22 protein-coding genes are annotated in these 15,935 nt (G+C 62.9%); 20 read left to right on the plus strand and 2 right to left on the minus strand.

Features of this window, described 5'->3' with window-relative positions; genetic code table 11:
- Window positions 1–2: 2 nt before the first annotated feature.
- From rplN to BMW89_RS35140, 19 genes are all read left to right on the plus strand, one after another.
- Window positions 3–371 (plus strand): 50S ribosomal protein L14, encoded by a 369-nt coding sequence (rplN, locus tag BMW89_RS35050; RefSeq protein WP_027535299.1) that lies wholly within the window; start codon window positions 3–5, stop codon window positions 369–371.
- Window positions 371–685 (plus strand): 50S ribosomal protein L24, encoded by a 315-nt coding sequence (gene rplX / locus BMW89_RS35055; protein WP_092034898.1) that lies wholly within the window; start codon window positions 371–373, stop codon window positions 683–685. Before rplN ends, rplX begins: the two co-directional genes overlap by 1 nt.
- Window positions 678–1,235 (plus strand): 50S ribosomal protein L5, encoded by a 558-nt coding sequence (rplE, locus tag BMW89_RS35060; RefSeq protein ID WP_092034899.1) that lies wholly within the window; start codon window positions 678–680, stop codon window positions 1,233–1,235. Before rplX ends, rplE begins: the two co-directional genes overlap by 8 nt.
- Before the next feature lie 46 nt (window positions 1,236–1,281).
- Window positions 1,282–1,587: a 30S ribosomal protein S14 gene (gene rpsN / locus BMW89_RS35065; RefSeq protein WP_092034900.1), complete on the plus strand. Its 306-nt coding sequence runs from the start codon at window positions 1,282–1,284 to the stop codon at window positions 1,585–1,587.
- A 14-nt stretch (window positions 1,588–1,601) separates the two neighbouring features.
- On the plus strand, window positions 1,602–2,000 hold the full coding sequence (gene rpsH / locus BMW89_RS35070) for a 30S ribosomal protein S8 (RefSeq protein WP_092034901.1): 399 nt from the start codon (window positions 1,602–1,604) through the stop codon (window positions 1,998–2,000).
- A 16-nt stretch (window positions 2,001–2,016) separates the two neighbouring features.
- Window positions 2,017–2,550, plus strand: coding sequence for a 50S ribosomal protein L6 (rplF, locus tag BMW89_RS35075; protein ID WP_092034902.1), 534 nt, complete (start codon window positions 2,017–2,019; stop codon window positions 2,548–2,550).
- 11 nt (window positions 2,551–2,561) lie between these two features.
- Window positions 2,562–2,924 carry a 50S ribosomal protein L18 gene (gene rplR / locus BMW89_RS35080; protein ID WP_092034903.1) on the plus strand — a complete coding sequence of 121 codons (363 nt, stop codon included), beginning with the start codon at window positions 2,562–2,564 and terminating at the stop codon, window positions 2,922–2,924.
- Between the two features lie 44 nt (window positions 2,925–2,968).
- Window positions 2,969–3,562 carry a 30S ribosomal protein S5 gene (gene rpsE / locus BMW89_RS35085; RefSeq protein WP_092034904.1) on the plus strand — a complete coding sequence of 198 codons (594 nt, stop codon included), beginning with the start codon at window positions 2,969–2,971 and terminating at the stop codon, window positions 3,560–3,562.
- A gap of 25 nt (window positions 3,563–3,587) precedes the next feature.
- On the plus strand, window positions 3,588–3,782 hold the full coding sequence (gene rpmD / locus BMW89_RS35090; protein ID WP_092034948.1) for a 50S ribosomal protein L30: 195 nt from the start codon (window positions 3,588–3,590) through the stop codon (window positions 3,780–3,782).
- Between the two features lie 75 nt (window positions 3,783–3,857).
- On the plus strand, window positions 3,858–4,343 hold the full coding sequence (gene rplO, locus BMW89_RS35095) for a 50S ribosomal protein L15 (RefSeq protein ID WP_092034905.1): 486 nt from the start codon (window positions 3,858–3,860) through the stop codon (window positions 4,341–4,343).
- Window positions 4,344–4,493: 150 nt separating this feature from the next.
- Window positions 4,494–5,825, plus strand: coding sequence for a preprotein translocase subunit SecY (gene secY, locus BMW89_RS35100; RefSeq protein ID WP_092034906.1), 1,332 nt, complete (start codon window positions 4,494–4,496; stop codon window positions 5,823–5,825).
- On the plus strand, window positions 5,822–7,033 hold the full coding sequence (locus tag BMW89_RS35105) for a preprotein translocase subunit SecY (protein ID WP_092034907.1): 1,212 nt from the start codon (window positions 5,822–5,824) through the stop codon (window positions 7,031–7,033). Before secY ends, BMW89_RS35105 begins: the two co-directional genes overlap by 4 nt.
- Window positions 7,030–7,920 (plus strand): adenylate kinase, encoded by an 891-nt coding sequence (locus tag BMW89_RS35110; protein WP_092034908.1) that lies wholly within the window; start codon window positions 7,030–7,032, stop codon window positions 7,918–7,920. Before BMW89_RS35105 ends, BMW89_RS35110 begins: the two co-directional genes overlap by 4 nt.
- Before the next feature lie 187 nt (window positions 7,921–8,107).
- Window positions 8,108–8,476 (plus strand): 30S ribosomal protein S13, encoded by a 369-nt coding sequence (rpsM, locus tag BMW89_RS35115; RefSeq protein ID WP_092034909.1) that lies wholly within the window; start codon window positions 8,108–8,110, stop codon window positions 8,474–8,476.
- Between the two features lie 124 nt (window positions 8,477–8,600).
- Window positions 8,601–8,990, plus strand: coding sequence for a 30S ribosomal protein S11 (gene rpsK / locus BMW89_RS35120; RefSeq protein WP_007603045.1), 390 nt, complete (start codon window positions 8,601–8,603; stop codon window positions 8,988–8,990).
- Window positions 8,991–9,101: 111 nt separating this feature from the next.
- Complete coding sequence (locus BMW89_RS35125) at window positions 9,102–10,133, plus strand: DNA-directed RNA polymerase subunit alpha (RefSeq protein ID WP_092034910.1); 1,032 nt, start codon at window positions 9,102–9,104, stop codon at window positions 10,131–10,133.
- A 137-nt stretch (window positions 10,134–10,270) separates the two neighbouring features.
- Entirely contained in the window at window positions 10,271–10,687 is a 417-nt protein-coding gene (rplQ, locus tag BMW89_RS35130) for a 50S ribosomal protein L17 (RefSeq protein WP_092034911.1), read from the plus strand.
- 117 nt (window positions 10,688–10,804) lie between these two features.
- Complete coding sequence (locus tag BMW89_RS35135; protein WP_092034912.1) at window positions 10,805–11,644, plus strand: c-type cytochrome; 840 nt, start codon at window positions 10,805–10,807, stop codon at window positions 11,642–11,644.
- A 122-nt stretch (window positions 11,645–11,766) separates the two neighbouring features.
- Entirely contained in the window at window positions 11,767–12,555 is a 789-nt protein-coding gene (locus BMW89_RS35140) for an SDR family NAD(P)-dependent oxidoreductase (protein ID WP_092034913.1), read from the plus strand.
- Between the two features lie 130 nt (window positions 12,556–12,685).
- On the opposite strand, the gene BMW89_RS35145 is transcribed toward BMW89_RS35140, so the two are convergent.
- Window positions 12,686–13,699 (minus strand): zinc-binding alcohol dehydrogenase family protein, encoded by a 1,014-nt coding sequence (locus tag BMW89_RS35145; protein WP_092034914.1) that lies wholly within the window; start codon window positions 13,697–13,699, stop codon window positions 12,686–12,688.
- 121 nt (window positions 13,700–13,820) lie between these two features.
- Here BMW89_RS35145 and BMW89_RS35150 point away from each other — a divergent pair, with 121 nt between their 5' ends.
- Window positions 13,821–14,195, plus strand: a complete 375-nt coding sequence (locus BMW89_RS35150) for a winged helix-turn-helix transcriptional regulator (RefSeq protein WP_092034915.1) — start codon at window positions 13,821–13,823, stop codon at window positions 14,193–14,195.
- Between the two features lie 39 nt (window positions 14,196–14,234).
- On the opposite strand, the gene BMW89_RS35155 is transcribed toward BMW89_RS35150, so the two are convergent.
- Window positions 14,235–15,869 (minus strand): OprO/OprP family phosphate-selective porin, encoded by a 1,635-nt coding sequence (locus BMW89_RS35155; RefSeq protein WP_092034916.1) that lies wholly within the window; start codon window positions 15,867–15,869, stop codon window positions 14,235–14,237.
- Window positions 15,870–15,935: the final 66 nt, after the last annotated feature.

Here is a 15,935-nt window from a genome sequence, read left to right on the forward strand (position 1 = left end):
CAATGATTCAGATGCAGACCAACCTCGACGTGGCCGATAATTCTGGCGCACGCCGTGTTATGTGTATCAAGGTGCTCGGGGGCTCCAAGCGCCGCTACGCCACGATCGGCGACATCATCGTCGTCTCGATCAAGGAAGCAATTCCGCGTGGCAAGGTGAAGAAGGGCGACGTGATGAAGGCCGTCGTGGTGCGCGTCCGCAAGGACATCCGCCGCGCCGACGGTTCGGTCATCCGCTTCGACCGCAATGCCGCCGTTCTGATCAACAACCAGTCCGAGCCGATCGGTACCCGTATCTTCGGGCCCGTGCCGCGCGAGCTGCGTGGCAAGAACCACATGAAGATCATCTCGCTTGCGCCGGAGGTGCTGTAATGGCTGCCAAGATCCGCAAGGGTGACAAGGTCGTCGTGCTGACCGGCCGCGACAAGGGCCGCACCGGCGAAGTGTTCGAAGTGCGTCCTGACGCCGGCACCGCGCTCGTGCGTGGCATCAACATGGTCAAGCGTCACCAGAAGCAGACGCAGGCCCAGGAGGGCGGCATCATCTCGAAGGAGTCGCCGATCCAACTGTCCAACGTCGCGTTTGTCGGCAAGGACGGAAAGCCGACCCGCGTCGGATTCAAGATTCTGGCGGACGGCAAGAAGGTCCGCATCGCCAAGAGCTCGGGAGCAGAGATCGATGGCTGAGGCCGCTTACACGCCGCGCCTGCGCGCGGAATACGACGCGAAGATCCGGACGGAAATGACCGAGAAGTTCGGTTATGAGAACGTCATGCAGGTTCCGCGGCTGGACAAGATCGTGCTGAACATGGGCGTTGGCGATTCCGTCAACGACCGCAAGAAGGCCGAGAACGCCGCCGCCGAATTGACCCAGATCGCCGGCCAGAAGGCGATCGTGACCTATTCGCGCGTCGCGATCGCGACCTTCAAGCTGCGTGAAAACCAGCCGATCGGCTGCAAGGTCACGCTGCGCAAGGCCCGCATGTACGAGTTCATCGATCGCCTGGTGACGGTCGCGCTGCCGCGCGTCCGCGACTTCCGCGGCCTGAACCCGAAGAGCTTCGATGGTCGCGGCAACTACTCGCTCGGCATCAAGGAGCACATCATTTTCCCCGAGATCGACTTCGACAAGGTCACGGATACCCGCGGTATGGACATCACTGTCTGCACCACGGCCAAGACCGACGATGAGGCGCGGGCCCTGTTGACCGCTTTCAATTTCCCGTTCCGGCAGTGAGACGCTGACCTAAAGCCTCTCAAACGCGGATACCCAGGAGCCAAGCATGGCAAAGAAGAGTTCAGTCGAGAAGAACAACCGGCGCAAGCGGATGGCGAAGAACGCCGCCCCGAAGCGCGCGCGGTTGAAGGCGATCATCGCCGACAAGACGCTGCCGATGGAGGAGCGGTTCGCCGCGACCCTGAAGCTTGCGGAAATGCCGCGCAATTCGTCGGCCACCCGCATCCGTCTGCGTTGCGAGCTGTCGGGCCGTTCGCGCTCGAACTATCGCTTGACCAAACTGTCCCGCATCGCGATGCGCGACCTTGGCTCCAAGGGCATGGTCCCGGGCCTCGTGAAGTCCAGCTGGTAAGGAGGGTCGTTTAGATGTCTACGCACGATCCAATCAGCGATCTGATCACCCGTATCCGCAACGCGCAGATGCGCGCCAAGAGCAAGGTCTCCACGCCTGGCTCGAAGATGCGCGAGAACGTGCTCGAGGTCCTGAAGACCGAGGGCTACATTCGCGGTTACGCCACGCTCGAGCATTCCTCGGGCCGCAGCGAGATCGAGATCGAGCTGAAGTATTTCGACGGCGAGCCCGTCATCCGCGAGATCGAACGAGTCTCCAAGCCCGGGCGTCGTGTCTACGCCTCGGTGAAGGCTCTGCCGCGGGTCAACAACGGGCTCGGCATTTCGGTGTTGTCGACGCCGAAGGGGATCATGGCTGACCACAGTGCGCGTGAAGCGAACGTGGGCGGCGAAGTCCTCTTCACCGTGTTCTGAGAAGGATTTTTGATCCATGTCACGTGTTGGCAAAAGGCCTGTGGCGGTTCCGTCCGGTGTGACCGCGACCGTCGATGGGCAGACCGTCAAGATGAAGGGGCCGAAGGGCCAGCTTCAGTTCGTCGTTCATAGCGACGTCGAAGTGAAGCTCGAGAGCGGCCAGGTCAAGGTGAACCCGCGGGTCGAGACCAATCGCGCGCGGGCGCTGTACGGTACCGCTCGCGCCCAGGTCGCGAATCTGGTCGAAGGCGTCACCAAGGGCTTCGAGAAGAAGCTCGAAATCACCGGCGTCGGTTACCGCGCCGCGTTGCAGGGCAAGAACCTGCAGCTCGCGCTCGGCTACAGCCACGACGTGGTCTATGCGATCCCGGAAGGGATCACGATCACCGTGCCGAAGCCGACTGAGATCACGGTGACCGGCAGCGACATCCAGCGTGTCGGCCAGGTCGCCGCCGAGATTCGCTCCTATCGTCCGCCGGAGCCCTACAAGGGCAAGGGCGTGAAGTATGTTGGCGAGTTTATCTTCCGCAAGGAAGGCAAGAAGAAGTAACGGAGCCGGTCATGTCGAAAGCCAAGATTACGAATGCCCGGCGCAAGCGGAGTGTGCGGCTGAAGCTGCGCCGCTCCGGTGCCGGCCGTCCGCGTCTGTCTGTGTTCCGCTCGTCGAAGCACATCTACGCCCAGGTCATCGACGACCTGAAGGGCGAGACGCTGGCCTCTGCCTCCTCGCTCGAGAAGTCGATGCGCGACGGCGGCAAGACCGGCGCCGACATCGATGCGGCGAAGGCGGTCGGCAAGCTGCTGGCCGAGCGCGCTGCCGAGAAGGGCGTCAAGGAAGTCGTGTTCGATCGCGGCAGCTACCTCTACCACGGGCGCGTCAAGGCTCTTGCCGACGCGGCGCGTGAGAGCGGGCTGAGCTTCTAACAGAATTTGAAGGTTGAGGCGTAAGCCTCTGAAGGATTGGAAAAATGGCAGAACGCGAACAACGTGGTGGACGCGATCAACGCGGCGGCGGACGTGACCGCCAGCAGCGCGAGGAGCGCGATAGCGAGTTCGTCGACAAGCTCGTGCACATCAACCGCGTGGCCAAGGTCGTCAAGGGCGGCAAGCGCTTCGGTTTCGCAGCGCTGGTCGTGATCGGCGACCAGAAGGGCCGCGCCGGCTTCGGTCACGGCAAGGCGCGCGAAGTTCCCGAGGCGATCCGCAAGGCAACCGAGTCCGCCAAGCGCAATCTGACCCGCGTGTCGCTGCGCGAGGGCCGCACGCTGCATCACGACATCGCCGGCCGTCATGGCGCGGGCCGTGTCTACCTGCGTGCAGCTCCGGCTGGTACTGGCATCATCGCGGGGGGCCCGATGCGCGCCGTGTTCGAGACGCTCGGCGTCCAGGACGTGGTGGCAAAGTCGATCGGCTCGTCGAACCCCTACAACATGGTTCGCGCGACGTTCGACGCGCTGAAGCATCAGGATTCGCCGCGTTCGGTCGCTGCCCGCCGCAACATCAAGGTGTCCACCCTCCAGTCGCGCCGTATCGGTGGCGATGCCGAGGCGGCTGCCGAGTAACGGAAGCTTTTCGGAGTAGACCATGATGGCCAAGGCCGCAAAGACGATCAAGCTCGAGCAGACCGGCAGCGCGATCCGCCGCCATCACTCGCAGCGCTCAACGCTGATCGGGCTCAAGCTCAACAAGATCGGTCGTATCAGCGAACTGCCGGACACCCCGGCAGTCCGCGGCATGATCTTGAAGGTTCACCATCTCGTTCGCATCGTCGACGAGAAGTAAGCAAAGGCGCACGACCCCGAAAAGCGGGCACCCGTTTTCGGTGAAGGTCATGCGCAAGAAACAAGGAGCAGGGCGATGAAGCTCAGCGATATCGCCGACAACGCCGGCTCGCGCAAGAAGCGTATGCGCGTCGGCCGTGGCATTGGTTCGGGCAAGGGCAAGCAGGCTGGCCGCGGTGGCAAGGGCCAGACCGCGCGTTCGGGCGTGCGCATCAAGGGTTTCGAAGGCGGTCAGATGCCGTTGCATCGCCGTCTGCCCAAGCGCGGCTTCAACAACATCTTCCGCATCGAGTTCGCCGAGATCAATCTCGACCGGCTCCAGGACGCGGTCGATGCCAAGAAGATCGACGCCGGCAGCGTCGTGAACGTCGAAGCTCTGGTCAAGGCTGGCGTGCTGCGCCGCGCCAAGGGCGGCCTGCGGCTGCTCGGCCGCGGCGAGTTCAAGGCCAAGCTTAACATCGAAGTCCACGGTGCCTCGAAGACCGCGATCGCGGCAGTCGAGAAGGCCGGCGGTTCGGTGAAGATCCTCGCCCCTGCCAAGGAAGAAGGCGAGGCGGCGTAACAACTGCGTCATTGGCCCGCGGCTCGCGGGCCTTTACGCATGAGTGACAATGGACTTATCGAAGCCGTAGCCCCAGATAATGTCCGGCGTCCGCTAAAGTAGCCCGGCCGCGGGCATGACGGCGCAATAGGCGGCGGGAGAAAGTCCAAGATGGCCTCTGCAGCGGAACAACTGGCAGCCAATCTCAATTTCGGCGCGTTTGCCAAGGCCGACGAACTGAAGAAGCGCATCTGGTTCACCCTGGGTGCTCTGCTCGTTTATCGGCTCGGGACCTACATCCCGCTGCCCGGCATCGATCCCAACATCTGGGAGCAGGTGTTCCGTTCCCAGGCGGGCGGCATCCTCGGCATGTTCAACATGTTCGCCGGCGGTGGCATCCACCGCATGGCGATCTTCGCGCTGAACATCATGCCGTACATTTCGGCCTCGATTATCATCCAGCTCCTCACCACCGTCTCGCCCCAGCTCGAGGCGCTGAAGAAGGAAGGTGAGTCCGGCCGCAAGCTGCTGAACCAGTACACCCGCTATCTCACGGTCATCCTGGCCGCGTTCCAGTCCTACGGCATCGCGGTGGGCCTCGAGGGCGCCGGCAACGTCGTCAGCGACCCCGGCATGTTCTTCCGTCTGTCCACCGCGATCACGCTGACCGGCGGCACCATGTTCCTGATGTGGCTGGGCGAGCAGATTACCTCGCGCGGCATCGGCAACGGCATCTCGCTGATCATTCTCTCCGGCATCGTCGCCGAGCTGCCGGCGGCGCTCGCCAACATGCTCGAGCTCGGCCGTCAGGGCGCGATGTCAACCGGCCTGATCCTGGTCGTCATCATTATGGCAGTCGCCGTGATCGCCTTCATCGTGTTCGTGGAGCGCGCCCAGCGCCGGCTGCTGATCCAGTATCCGAAGCGCCAGGTCGGCAACAAGATGTTCGAGGGACAGTCCTCCCATCTGCCGCTCAAGCTCAACACCTCGGGCGTGATCCCGCCGATCTTCGCGTCCTCGCTGCTGCTGCTGCCGACCACGGTTGCGAACTTCAACGCGGGCCGTGGGCCGGAATGGTTCCAGTGGATCACGACCCAGCTCGGCCATGGCCGTCCGCTGTTCCTGATCATGTATCTGGCGCTGATCGTGTTCTTCGCGTTCTTCTACACCGCGATCGTGTTCAACCCGACCGAGACCGCGGACAATCTGAAGAAGCATGGCGGTTTCATTCCGGGTATCCGTCCCGGCGAGCGCACCGCCGAATATATCGACTACGTGCTGTCGCGCATCACCGTGTTAGGTGCGATCTATCTGGCGATCGTCTGCTTGATCCCGGAGATTCTGATCTCCTACGCCTCGGTGCCTTTCTACTTCGGCGGCACCTCGCTGCTGATCGTCGTCAGCGTCACCATGGACACGGTGGCGCAGGTGCAGGGCTATCTGCTGGCGCATCAGTACGAAGGCCTGATCCGCAAGTCGAAGCTGCGCGGCCGCCGTAGATGAGCAGGGAGCTCGCGCGCCGGATCGCTTTCACGATTGGCGCGCTGCTCTTGTTCAGGCTCGGCACCCAGATCCCGATTGCGGGACTGGATGTTTCGCGCCTCACGTCGTTGCCCAACTTCAACGTCCGCCTGTCGCTCTTTTCGCTCAGCCTCATTCCCTATCTGACTGCGGCGATCTTTGTCCGGTTGCTGTCGGTGGTGTGGCGCGGCCTTAGTTCGCTCGAGCGGTCGGGCGAGGGCGGTCGACGCAAGGTCGCCCGTGCCACGCTCGGACTCACGCTGGCTCTTGCGGCCTTTCAAGCCTACGGCATCGCCTCCGCGCTGATTTCCATTCCGGAGCTCGTCAAGAATCCCGACGGCTGGTTCGTCGTGACGGCCACGGCTTCGATGGTCGGCGGCGTCTTCGTGCTGGTGTGGCTGAGCGAACAGATCACCCGCTACGGCATCGGCAATGGCCTGGCGCTGATCTTGAGTGTCGGCATGCTCGTCTCCCTGCCGCGAGACGTCGCCGGCGTCGTGGGTCTGGTGCAGAGCGGGGCGATCTCGGGCAATCTCGTGTTCGCCCACGTCGTGTTCTGGGTCGTGACCGTCGCTGTGATCGTGCTTGTCGAAGGTGCGCGGCGAAATATCCGCGTCGAGTTCGGCGCGCTCAATGCCGGCGCCCGGCAGTTGCCAGTGCGCGCGGGCGTGCTGCCGATCAAGATCAACAACGCCGGGTTTCTGATTCCGGTCACCGTGGCGCCGTGGATCTTCTTTCTGCCGCTCGCCTTTGCGGGCGTCATCCTGGGCGGCGATCATCCGCTGGTCGCCGCAGCGTACCGGCATCTCCAGCTGGGGCAGCCGGCGCACCTCGTCCTCGTCTCGATCGCGGTGTTCGTGCTCGCCTTTGTCTACACGGCTTATGTCGTCGACCCCGAGCACACCTCCAAATCCCTGGCGCAGCGTGATGGCACAATTCCCGGTGTCGCACCGGGCGAGGCGACAGCCGACTATCTCGATCGCGCCGTGTCATTGACGACGGTCGTCGGAGCCGTCTACCTGACTGCGTTGCAGTTGATTCCGGAGGTCTTCGAGCTTTACGGGATCGGTCTGCCTTATAGTATGATCGTCGATGGTGGTGCGGCGCTGGTTCTGGTTTGCACTGCTCTTGATATCAAAACACAGGTGCGCGACGTATCGCTCACCAATCCGGGGGGCGTACGCCGATGAGAATTATACTTCTGGGACCGCCGGGGTCGGGCAAGGGGACCCAGGCGCAGCTGCTGGTGCAGCGCTATGGCATCGTCCAGCTCTCGACCGGCGAGATGTTGCGTGCAGCCGTCGCGGCGGGAACGCCGGTCGGTCTGAAGGCCAAGGAGATCATGGCCGGCGGCGGCCTCGTCCCCGACGAGGTCGTGGTGGGAATCATCTCCGACCGCATCGACCAGCCGGATGCGAAGAACGGTTTTATCCTCGACGGCTTCCCGCGCACCGTGCCGCAGGCCGAGGCGCTGGATGAGCTGCTCAAGCACAAGCATCTCAAGCTCGACGGCGTGATCGAGCTCCGCGTCAACGAGAGCGCGCTGCTGAGTCGCGTCGAGACCCGCGTCGCCCAGATGCGGGAGCGCGGGGAGGAGGTCCGGGTCGACGACACCCCGGAGGTCCTGACCAAGCGACTCGCCAGCTACCGCAACCAGACGGAACCGCTGATTCACTACTATTCCGAGCGGCGGAAGCTCTCCACCATCGACGGAATGATGGCCATCGACGAGGTCACCCGGGCCATCCACCGCCAGCTCCTGGCGCTTGGGGCGATCGAACCCAAGAGTCACGCCCGCAGCGCGGCCAAGGCGGCGCCCGCCAAGACGGGGACCAAAAAAGCCAAGGCAACGAAGAAAACGGCCGGAAAGCCGGCCAAAGCGGCTAAGAAGGCCGCTAAATCGGCCAAAACCGTCAAAAAGGCGGCCAAGAAGGCCGTGAAGGGCACCAAGAAGGCTGCCAAGAAAACGGCCAAGAAAACGGCTAAAAAAGCAGCCAAAAAGACCGCCAAGAAGGCTGTCAAAAAAGGTTCGAAGAAGGGACCAAAAAAGGTCACGAAAAAGCGAGCCAAGCGCTAGCAGCGGTTGACGAAAGCCCCTGGAATCCCCTAATAAGCCCAGCATCCAAGTCGGATAGTTTAAAACGATGCCGAGCCCCAGGAAGACTAGGGGTGGGCGTCGTGTTCGCGTTTGTGAACACCTGCCCGAGAAACCAAGCACTTAAAGCCAGATTCCTGACGAGGGGTCGGCGACAGGAGAGAAGGCCGTGGCCCGTATTGCCGGCGTGAACATTCCGACCAACAAGCGCGTGCTGATCGCGCTCCAGTACATCCATGGCATCGGCCAGAAGATCGCTGGTGAAATCATCGAGAAGGTGAAGATCCCCGAGGATCGTCGCGTTAATCAGCTCAGCGATGCCGAAGTGCTCCAGATCCGCGAGGTGATCGACCGCGACTATCTCGTCGAGGGCGACCTGCGTCGTGAGGTCGGCATCAACATCAAGCGTCTGATGGACCTCGGCTGCTATCGCGGCCTGCGTCATCGTCGCGGTCTGCCGGTGCGGGGTCAGCGTACCCACACCAATGCGCGCACGCGCAAGGGACCGGCCAAGGCCATCGCTGGCAAGAAGAAGTAAGTTTTCGAATCCAATCGCGGCGTGCGGCGAACAGGGGACATCCCGTTCGCCGCACGCCTTTCGTTCCATCAGGTGTAGCCGCTGGCATTACGGCGGCGTTTGAGATCTTCAGGAAAGGTACTCTATGGGCAAGGAAGCCACCCGCGTTCGTCGTCGTGAGCGCAAGAACATCGCCTCCGGCGTCGCGCACGTGAACTCGTCGTTCAACAACACGACCATCACCATCACCGACGCGCAGGGCAATACCATTGCCTGGTCTTCCGCCGGCACGATGGGCTTCAAGGGCTCGCGCAAGTCGACCCCGTATGCCGCGCAGGTTGCCGCCGAGGACGTGTCGAAGAAGGCGCAGGAACACGGCATGCGCACGCTGGAAGTCGAAGTCGCCGGTCCCGGTTCGGGACGTGAGTCGGCGCTCCGTGCGCTGCAGGCCGCGGGCTTCACCGTCACCTCGATCCGCGACGTGACCACGATCCCGCACAACGGTTGCCGTCCCCGCAAGCGTCGGCGCGTTTGATACGAAGTTGCGGGCGCATCGTCGCCCGCGATGACTTTTTGCAAAGCCGCGGGAATGATCTGCGGCCTTTCTCCAACGCCAGTGTCTGCGACAGCAGTTTGACTGGCCTGTATGGGTGAAACAGTGACGATCCAGAAAAATTGGCAAGAACTGATTCGGCCGAACAAGCTCCAGGTGCAGCCCGGCAGCGATCCCTCGCGTTTCGCGACTGTCGTTGCCGAGCCGCTCGAGCGCGGATTCGGCCAGACGCTTGGCAATGCGCTCCGCCGCATCCTGCTCTCCTCGCTCCAGGGCGCGGCGGTGCAGTCGGTGCATATCGACGGCGTGCTGCACGAGTTCTCCTCGATCGCGGGCGTTCGTGAGGACGTCACCGACATCGTGCTGAACATCAAGGACATCGCGATCAGGATGCAGGGCGAAGGCCCCAAGCGCATGGTCGTGAAGAAGCAGGGCCCGGGCACGGTCACGGCCGGCGACATCCAGACGGTTGGCGATGTCGTCGTGCTCAATCCCGACCTGCAGATCTGCACCCTCGACGAGGGCGCCGAGATCCGCATGGAGTTCACGGTCGCCACCGGCAAGGGCTACGTGCCCGCCGAGCGTAACCGTCCCGAGGATGCGCCGATCGGTCTGATCCCGGTCGACAGCCTGTACTCGCCGGTCCGCAAGGTCTCCTACAAGGTCGAGAACACCCGCGAGGGCCAGATCCTCGACTATGACAAGCTGACCATGACGATCGAGACCAACGGCGCGCTGACGCCGGATGATTCCGTGGCCTATGCCGCGCGCATCCTCCAGGATCAGCTCAACGTGTTCGTCAACTTCGAAGAGCCGCGCAAGGAAGTTGCCCAGGAGATCATCCCGGACCTCGCCTTCAACCCGGCCTTCCTCAAGAAGGTGGACGAGCTCGAGCTGTCGGTGCGTTCGGCCAACTGCTTGAAGAACGACAACATCGTCTACATCGGCGACCTCGTGCAGAAGTCGGAAGCCGAAATGCTCCGCACCCCGAACTTCGGCCGCAAGTCGCTGAACGAGATCAAGGAAGTGCTGGCCCAGATGGGTCTGCATCTCGGCATGGAAGTGCCGGGCTGGCCGCCGGAGAACATCGACGAGCTCGCCAAGCGCTTCGAGGATCACTACTGAGTTAGGCGAATAGGGAGTGGCGAGTAGCGAATAGCTGCTTGCCACTCGCTGATCGTTATCTGGGCGAACGCAGGCAGCCCACCTGAGCAATATGTCCGACGAACCGTCGCGACGAAGTCAAATCAAGGAATAGATCAATGCGTCACGGCAAGGTTCATCGTAAGCTCAACCGCACCGCCGAACACCGCAAGGCGATGTTCGCCAACATGTGCGCCGCGCTGATCAAGCACGAGCAGATCGTCACCACGCTGCCCAAGGCCAAGGAGCTTCGTCCGATCGTGGAGAAGCTCATCACCCTCGGCAAGAAGGGTGGTCTCGCTTTGCGCCGCCAGGCGATCTCCGAGATGCGCGACAAGGACCAGGTCAGGAAGCTGTTCGACGTATTGGGGCCCCGCTACAAGGACCGCCAGGGCGGCTACACCCGCATCATCAAGGCCGGCTTCCGCTACGGCGACAACGCCCCGATGGCCGTGATCGAGTTCGTCGATCGCGATGTCGATGCCAAGGGCCAGGACTCCGGACCGGTGCAGGAGAAGGAAGCCGAGGCGGCGTAAGCCGACCGGTACTGAGTTTTCGAAAGCGGCGCCTCTGGGCGCCGCTTTTTTGTATGGCGCGGCGATTTCTCATGCCGCGCATTGTTTTGGTGCACGCGATTCCGGGCGGGGGCTCTCATGAGGATTGTGTTTGGATTTGCGCTGGCGCTGCTGATGTCGCCGGCCTCTGCCGAGACGCTGGTCGAGCGCGGCGCCTATCTCGTCAACAGCGTGATGGTCTGCCACAACTGCCACACGCCGCGCGGGCCGCAAGGGCTCGATCTCTCGCGTGCGCTCTCGGGTGGCAGTCAGGTCTTTGACGAGCCGGCGTTCAAGGTCACCGGCTCCAACATCACGCCGGACAAGGATACCGGGATCGGCAACTGGAGCGATGCCGAGCTGAAACGGTTTCTCGCCAGCGGCATCAAGCCGAACGGCACCCACGTTGCGCCGATCATGCCGAGCGCGTTCTACACGGTGCTCACGGCCCGCGATCTCGATGCGCTCGCGGCTTATCTGCGCTCCGTGCCGCCAGTGCGCCACGAGACGCCGGCGCCGGAATACAGGGTCGCGCTGAAGCCGGAAACGCCGACCTATGCCGGCAAGCAGGCAGCCGAGGCTGACCTGTCCGACAAGCTCGCGCGCGGCCGTTATCTGCTGACGATCGCCCATTGCCTGGAATGCCACACGCCCGAAGGACCGTCCGTCGTGCACGATTTCGCCGCAGCAAGCGGCAAGGGCGGCCGGACCTTCAAGGGGCCGTGGGGCGAGTCTGTCTCTGCCAACATCACCGCGGACCCTGCTGCGGGCCTCGGCCAATGGAGCGACGACGAAATCAAACGTGCGATTACGCAAGGCATCGCGCGCGACGGCCACAAGCTCAAGCCGCCGATGGCTTATGCTGGTTATGCAAGCATGACGGCCCAGGATCTCGACGCCATAGTCGCGTTCGTCCGGACGCTGCCGCCGAAATCGTAGGGTGGACACAGGCACGCTACGGCTCTGCCGTTGTGGCGACAGATCCTCACGCGTCGGTGAGAGGTGATTGCATCCGCCTGTGCTGCGCACGATATCCGTACCAGCATCAATGGAGATAATTCATGAAGATCGACCTTTCCGGAAAGACCGCCCTCGTCACCGGCTCGACAGCCGGCATTGGCCACGCCATTGCCAAGGGCCTGGCTGCTTCCGGCGCCAGCGTCGTGATCAACGGCCGCGGACAGGACAAGGTCGATGCGGCCGTGCGCAAGCTGGAAGCGGCTGGCGGCAAGGTGCGCGGCATTGCCGCCGACGTCTCGACCGCAGCGGGCTGCAAGGCGCTTGTGGCGGCGCTGCCGGAGGTCGACATCCTCATCAACAACGCCGGCATCTTCGAGCCAAAGGACTTTTTCGAGATCCCCGATGAGGATTGGAGCCGCTTCTTCGAGGTCAATGTCATGAGCGGCGTACGCCTCTCGCGCGCCTACATGAAGGGCATGCTCAAGCGCAATTGGGGCCGCATCGTCTTCATCTCCTCGGAATCCGGGCTCAACATTCCCGCCGAGATGATCCATTACGGCATGAGCAAGACCGCGCAGCTCTCGGTCGCGCGCGGCCTGGCGCAGCTCACCCGCGGCACTGCGGTCACCGTCAATTCCGTGCTGCCGGGGCCGACCATGTCGGAAGGCGTCGAGACCTTCGTGAAGGATCTCGCCAAGCAGAACGGCCAGTCAGTGGATGAGGCCGCTGCTAATTTCGTCAAGCAGCACCGCCCGAGCTCGCTGATCCAGCGTTTTGCCAGCGTCGACGAGATCGCGAATATGGTGGTTTATGTCGCATCGAAGGAGGCGTCCGCGACCAACGGCGCGGCGTTGCGGGCGGAAGGTGGCATCGTCAATACGATTGCGTGAGGATGCACGCGGCAACACAACTGCCGTAGGGTGGGCAAAGCGGAAGCGTGCCCACCACTTTTACGCGACGCGTTGAGAAGATGGTGGGCACGGCGCAAGTGCGCCTTTGCCCACCCTAAGATACCTGTGCCTACCACCCCTCCAGCACGATCTTGCCGCGTGACTTGCCGCTCTCGAGCAGCGCATGCGCGCGCTTGAGGTTGGCTGCGTTGATCGTGCCAAAGGTCTGGTCGAGCGTGGTGCGCAGCACGCCCTTGTCGATGAGGTCGGCGACGTCGCCCAGCAGATGATGCTGCGCGATCATGTCGGGGGTCTGGAACGAGGAGCGCGTGAACATCGATTCCCAATGCACCGAGATCGCCTTGCCCTTGAAGGCGCTCATGGTGAATTCCGGGGGATCGTCGATCAGGCCGAACCGACCCTGCGGCGCCATGAAGTCTGCGATCGCCTTGTAGTGCTGGTCGGTGAAGGTGAGGCTGGCCACCAGCGCGACCGGCGGCAGCTTGAGTTTCTCGATCTGCTCCTTCATCGGCTTGCCGTGATCGATCATCGCATGCGCGCCGAGATCGAGGCACCATTTTTGTGATTCAGGCCGCGTCGCGGTCGCGAGCACCGTGAGGCCGGTGAGGCGACGGGCAAGCTGGATCAGGATCGAGCCGACGCCGCCGGCGCCGCCGGTGATCAGCAGCGTGCGCGGATCGACGCTCTTTCCGGGCACCGCGCCGAGCCGGTCGAACAGCAATTCCCAGGCGGTGATGGAGGTGAGGGGGAGGGCTGCGGCCTGCGCAAACGAGAGCGACTTCGGCTTGTTGCCGACGATGCGCTCGTCGACCAAATGGAATTCCGCGTTGGTGCCCTGGCGCAAGATCGAGCCCGCGTAGAACACTTCATCACCGGGCTTGAACAGTGTGACCTCGGGCCCGACGGCATCGACCACGCCGGCTGCGTCATAGCCCAGGATCTTGGTCCCGCCCTCGGGCGGGGCGGCGCGCTTGCGCACCTTGTAATCGACCGGATTGGCCGAGATCGCCTTCACGGCGACGCGGATGTCGCGTCCCTCAGGCTCGGGCTTTGCGGTTTCGAAGTCGATCAGCGCGTCCTGATCCTCGATCGGAAGCGATTTTTTGTAGCCGACGGCCTTCATGGCTTGTCTCCATCAGATGGCGTGCTCGCCTGCCGTGCTAACTGTCGCTCTGGCTCCGATTTGGCAAGTACTGTAAATTCGGGGATATAGTCCCTGTTTGGATACTATTGGGAAAATACCCATGAAACGGCGAGATTTTACCCGGCGTCCCGGCTGCTCGGTCGAGGCGACGCTGGACCTGATCGACGGCAAGTGGAAGGGCGTGATCCTCTATCACCTCCAGGATGGCACCCAGCGCTTCGGTGAGTTGCGCCGCCGGATGCCTGGGATCACCCAGCGCATGCTGACAAAGCAGCTTCGCGCGCTGGAAGAGGACAAGCTCGTCATCCGCAAGGTCTATGCGGAAGTGCCGCCGCGTGTGGAATATTGCCTCTCGGAGTTAGGTGAGAGCCTGCGGCCGGTGATCGACATCCTGAAGGCCTGGGGCGAGAGCCATCAGCAGCGGCTCTCTTGCGCGTCGCCGCCGGTGATCGTGAAGAAGAAGCGCGCGGCGTAGAGATCCGGGAGCGGCGTGTCGCTCCCGGATGAGATCGTCTCAGAACGCGAACTGCGTACGCATCGCGACGGCGTCGAAGTTCGAGCCTGTATTCGTGTTCGCCCCGGGCGGGAGCGTTTGCTTGGAAATGTTGCCATGCAGGTAATCCAGCATGAAGCGGACATTGCCGTTGACGTACCAGTTGAGCGCGAGCGTGTAGACCGTCTGGCGTCCGCCGGCGATGCCGGTGGCAGCCGCGATCTGATCGTTCAGGTCGACGGTGGAGTAGCGGCCGGCTATCTCCCAGGCACCCCAGCCACCGCCGTCGATTGAGAACGGATGATCGGGCTTGACGCCGGCATAGGCGGCGTTGCCTGGATTGTACTTGCGTGATTCACCGGTCAAAACGTAGGCCGCTTCCGCGTAACCTCCCTGGAATTTCAGGCTTGGTGCTCCCACGATCGGCACGCTGGTATTCGCGTTGCGTTCGATGTTGAACCAGTAGTATTCGCCCTGGAGGAACAGCGAGCCGTAGGTTGCCGCGGCTTCCACGCCATAGACCTGGGCGCCCGAGACATTGGCAATCGCACCGGTCGAAATCAGTGTCGTGGGATCGATGCGCAGTTCGGGCCGGTCGCTGAGCGCGAGCGTTTGCGTGTTCGCTACCAGATTGCGCGGCGGCTGGATCAGCCACTGGGCGTCGCCGCCAAGATGCACCGAGTAGTCCTTGCCGCTGACGATCTGGCCGGCGACGCGGGCGGTCGCGCCGTATTGCTCGCTGGTCCCGGGAGGTGAGGCGCTCGAGGCCGAGTGAATGGCACCCGTCGTCGGACCGGTCACGTAAGCGCCGGCATAGAATACATCGTTGTACCAGCGCGCGCCCGCCGCAGAACGAAAGTCACCGGCAGCGATGTTTTGTGCGATGATGCCGACCGAGGCGCGCTCCATGAAGGGAATATCGTTGGAGCTCATGGATTCATCCATGGTCCATGCAATATCCATGACGCCGGCTTCGATGGCCATTTTGCCGCCGAACGGCTTCAGCCCGGTATAGCTTACATACGCGTTCTCGATGCCGGAGGTGCCTCCGCCGGGCAGGAAGCCGACAGGGGTCGCACCGGCGGCGCCGGTGCCGCCAAATCCGTCGGACGAGCCGCCGAAGTCGTAGATCAGAGCGAAATTCCAGTCGTTGAAGAACTTGCCGGCGATGCCGATGCGCGCGCGGCGGACGTTTTCGCCGCTGTCGAGCTTCTGCGGCACGGTGGCCGCCGTGTTGGGACGATAGTCGTAGCCACCAATATCGTAGTGCAAGCGGCCGGTGATCGCGACGCAGTTGGCTTCGTCGGCGGTACAGATGGTCGGCCGGTTGTTCGGCATCGTGACCACCACGCCGGATGGATGCACCGGTCCCTTGAGCGGGATTGCCGCATTGGCGTTGGCGACGACGGCCTTCGCCTCGGAGCGCGCCTCCGCCTTTGCTTCGGCCTTCGCTTCGACCTTGGCCTTTGCGGTCGCCGCCGTGTTCGCTGCGGTCTGGCTCTGGAGCTTGTCGAGCTTCTGCTCCAGCATCTTCAACTGCTGCTTCAAGAGCGCGATCTCCTGATCGCTGCTGCTCGCCGATTGCGCCTGGGCCTGCGAGGCCACAAGCGCGCCGGCAAGACCAATCGCCGTGGCCGCTATTCTTGTCCTGTTCACGTCACGCCTCCATCGTTTGACGAACTTCCCCAAGTCGCCGGCGGAGAGCCTAGGATTGATCGATGA

Source organism: Bradyrhizobium sp. OK095 (assembly GCF_900109945.1).
Classification (GTDB): domain Bacteria; phylum Pseudomonadota; class Alphaproteobacteria; order Rhizobiales; family Xanthobacteraceae; genus Bradyrhizobium.

Excerpts from the sequence above, each read along its gene's own strand:
- rplN (WP_027535299.1), top strand. The coding sequence starts at position 3 with ATGATTCAGATGCAGACCAACCTCGACGTGGCCGATAATTCTGGCGCA.
- rplX (WP_092034898.1), top strand. The coding sequence starts at position 371 with ATGGCTGCCAAGATCCGCAAGGGTGACAAGGTCGTCGTGCTGACCGGC.
- rplE (WP_092034899.1), top strand. The coding sequence starts at position 678 with ATGGCTGAGGCCGCTTACACGCCGCGCCTGCGCGCGGAATACGACGCG.
- rpsN (WP_092034900.1), top strand. The coding sequence starts at position 1,282 with ATGGCAAAGAAGAGTTCAGTCGAGAAGAACAACCGGCGCAAGCGGATG.
- rpsH (WP_092034901.1), top strand. The coding sequence starts at position 1,602 with ATGTCTACGCACGATCCAATCAGCGATCTGATCACCCGTATCCGCAAC.
- rplF (WP_092034902.1), top strand. The coding sequence starts at position 2,017 with ATGTCACGTGTTGGCAAAAGGCCTGTGGCGGTTCCGTCCGGTGTGACC.
- rplR (WP_092034903.1), top strand. The coding sequence starts at position 2,562 with ATGTCGAAAGCCAAGATTACGAATGCCCGGCGCAAGCGGAGTGTGCGG.
- rpsE (WP_092034904.1), top strand. The coding sequence starts at position 2,969 with ATGGCAGAACGCGAACAACGTGGTGGACGCGATCAACGCGGCGGCGGA.
- rpmD (WP_092034948.1), top strand. The coding sequence starts at position 3,588 with ATGGCCAAGGCCGCAAAGACGATCAAGCTCGAGCAGACCGGCAGCGCG.
- rplO (WP_092034905.1), top strand. The coding sequence starts at position 3,858 with ATGAAGCTCAGCGATATCGCCGACAACGCCGGCTCGCGCAAGAAGCGT.
- secY (WP_092034906.1), top strand. The coding sequence starts at position 4,494 with ATGGCCTCTGCAGCGGAACAACTGGCAGCCAATCTCAATTTCGGCGCG.
- BMW89_RS35105 (WP_092034907.1), top strand. The coding sequence starts at position 5,822 with ATGAGCAGGGAGCTCGCGCGCCGGATCGCTTTCACGATTGGCGCGCTG.
- BMW89_RS35110 (WP_092034908.1), top strand. The coding sequence starts at position 7,030 with ATGAGAATTATACTTCTGGGACCGCCGGGGTCGGGCAAGGGGACCCAG.
- rpsK (WP_007603045.1), top strand. The coding sequence starts at position 8,601 with ATGGGCAAGGAAGCCACCCGCGTTCGTCGTCGTGAGCGCAAGAACATC.
- BMW89_RS35125 (WP_092034910.1), top strand. The coding sequence starts at position 9,102 with ATGGGTGAAACAGTGACGATCCAGAAAAATTGGCAAGAACTGATTCGG.
- rplQ (WP_092034911.1), top strand. The coding sequence starts at position 10,271 with ATGCGTCACGGCAAGGTTCATCGTAAGCTCAACCGCACCGCCGAACAC.
- BMW89_RS35135 (WP_092034912.1), top strand. The coding sequence starts at position 10,805 with ATGAGGATTGTGTTTGGATTTGCGCTGGCGCTGCTGATGTCGCCGGCC.
- BMW89_RS35140 (WP_092034913.1), top strand. The coding sequence starts at position 11,767 with ATGAAGATCGACCTTTCCGGAAAGACCGCCCTCGTCACCGGCTCGACA.
- BMW89_RS35145 (WP_092034914.1), bottom strand. The coding sequence starts at position 13,699 with ATGAAGGCCGTCGGCTACAAAAAATCGCTTCCGATCGAGGATCAGGAC.
- BMW89_RS35150 (WP_092034915.1), top strand. The coding sequence starts at position 13,821 with ATGAAACGGCGAGATTTTACCCGGCGTCCCGGCTGCTCGGTCGAGGCG.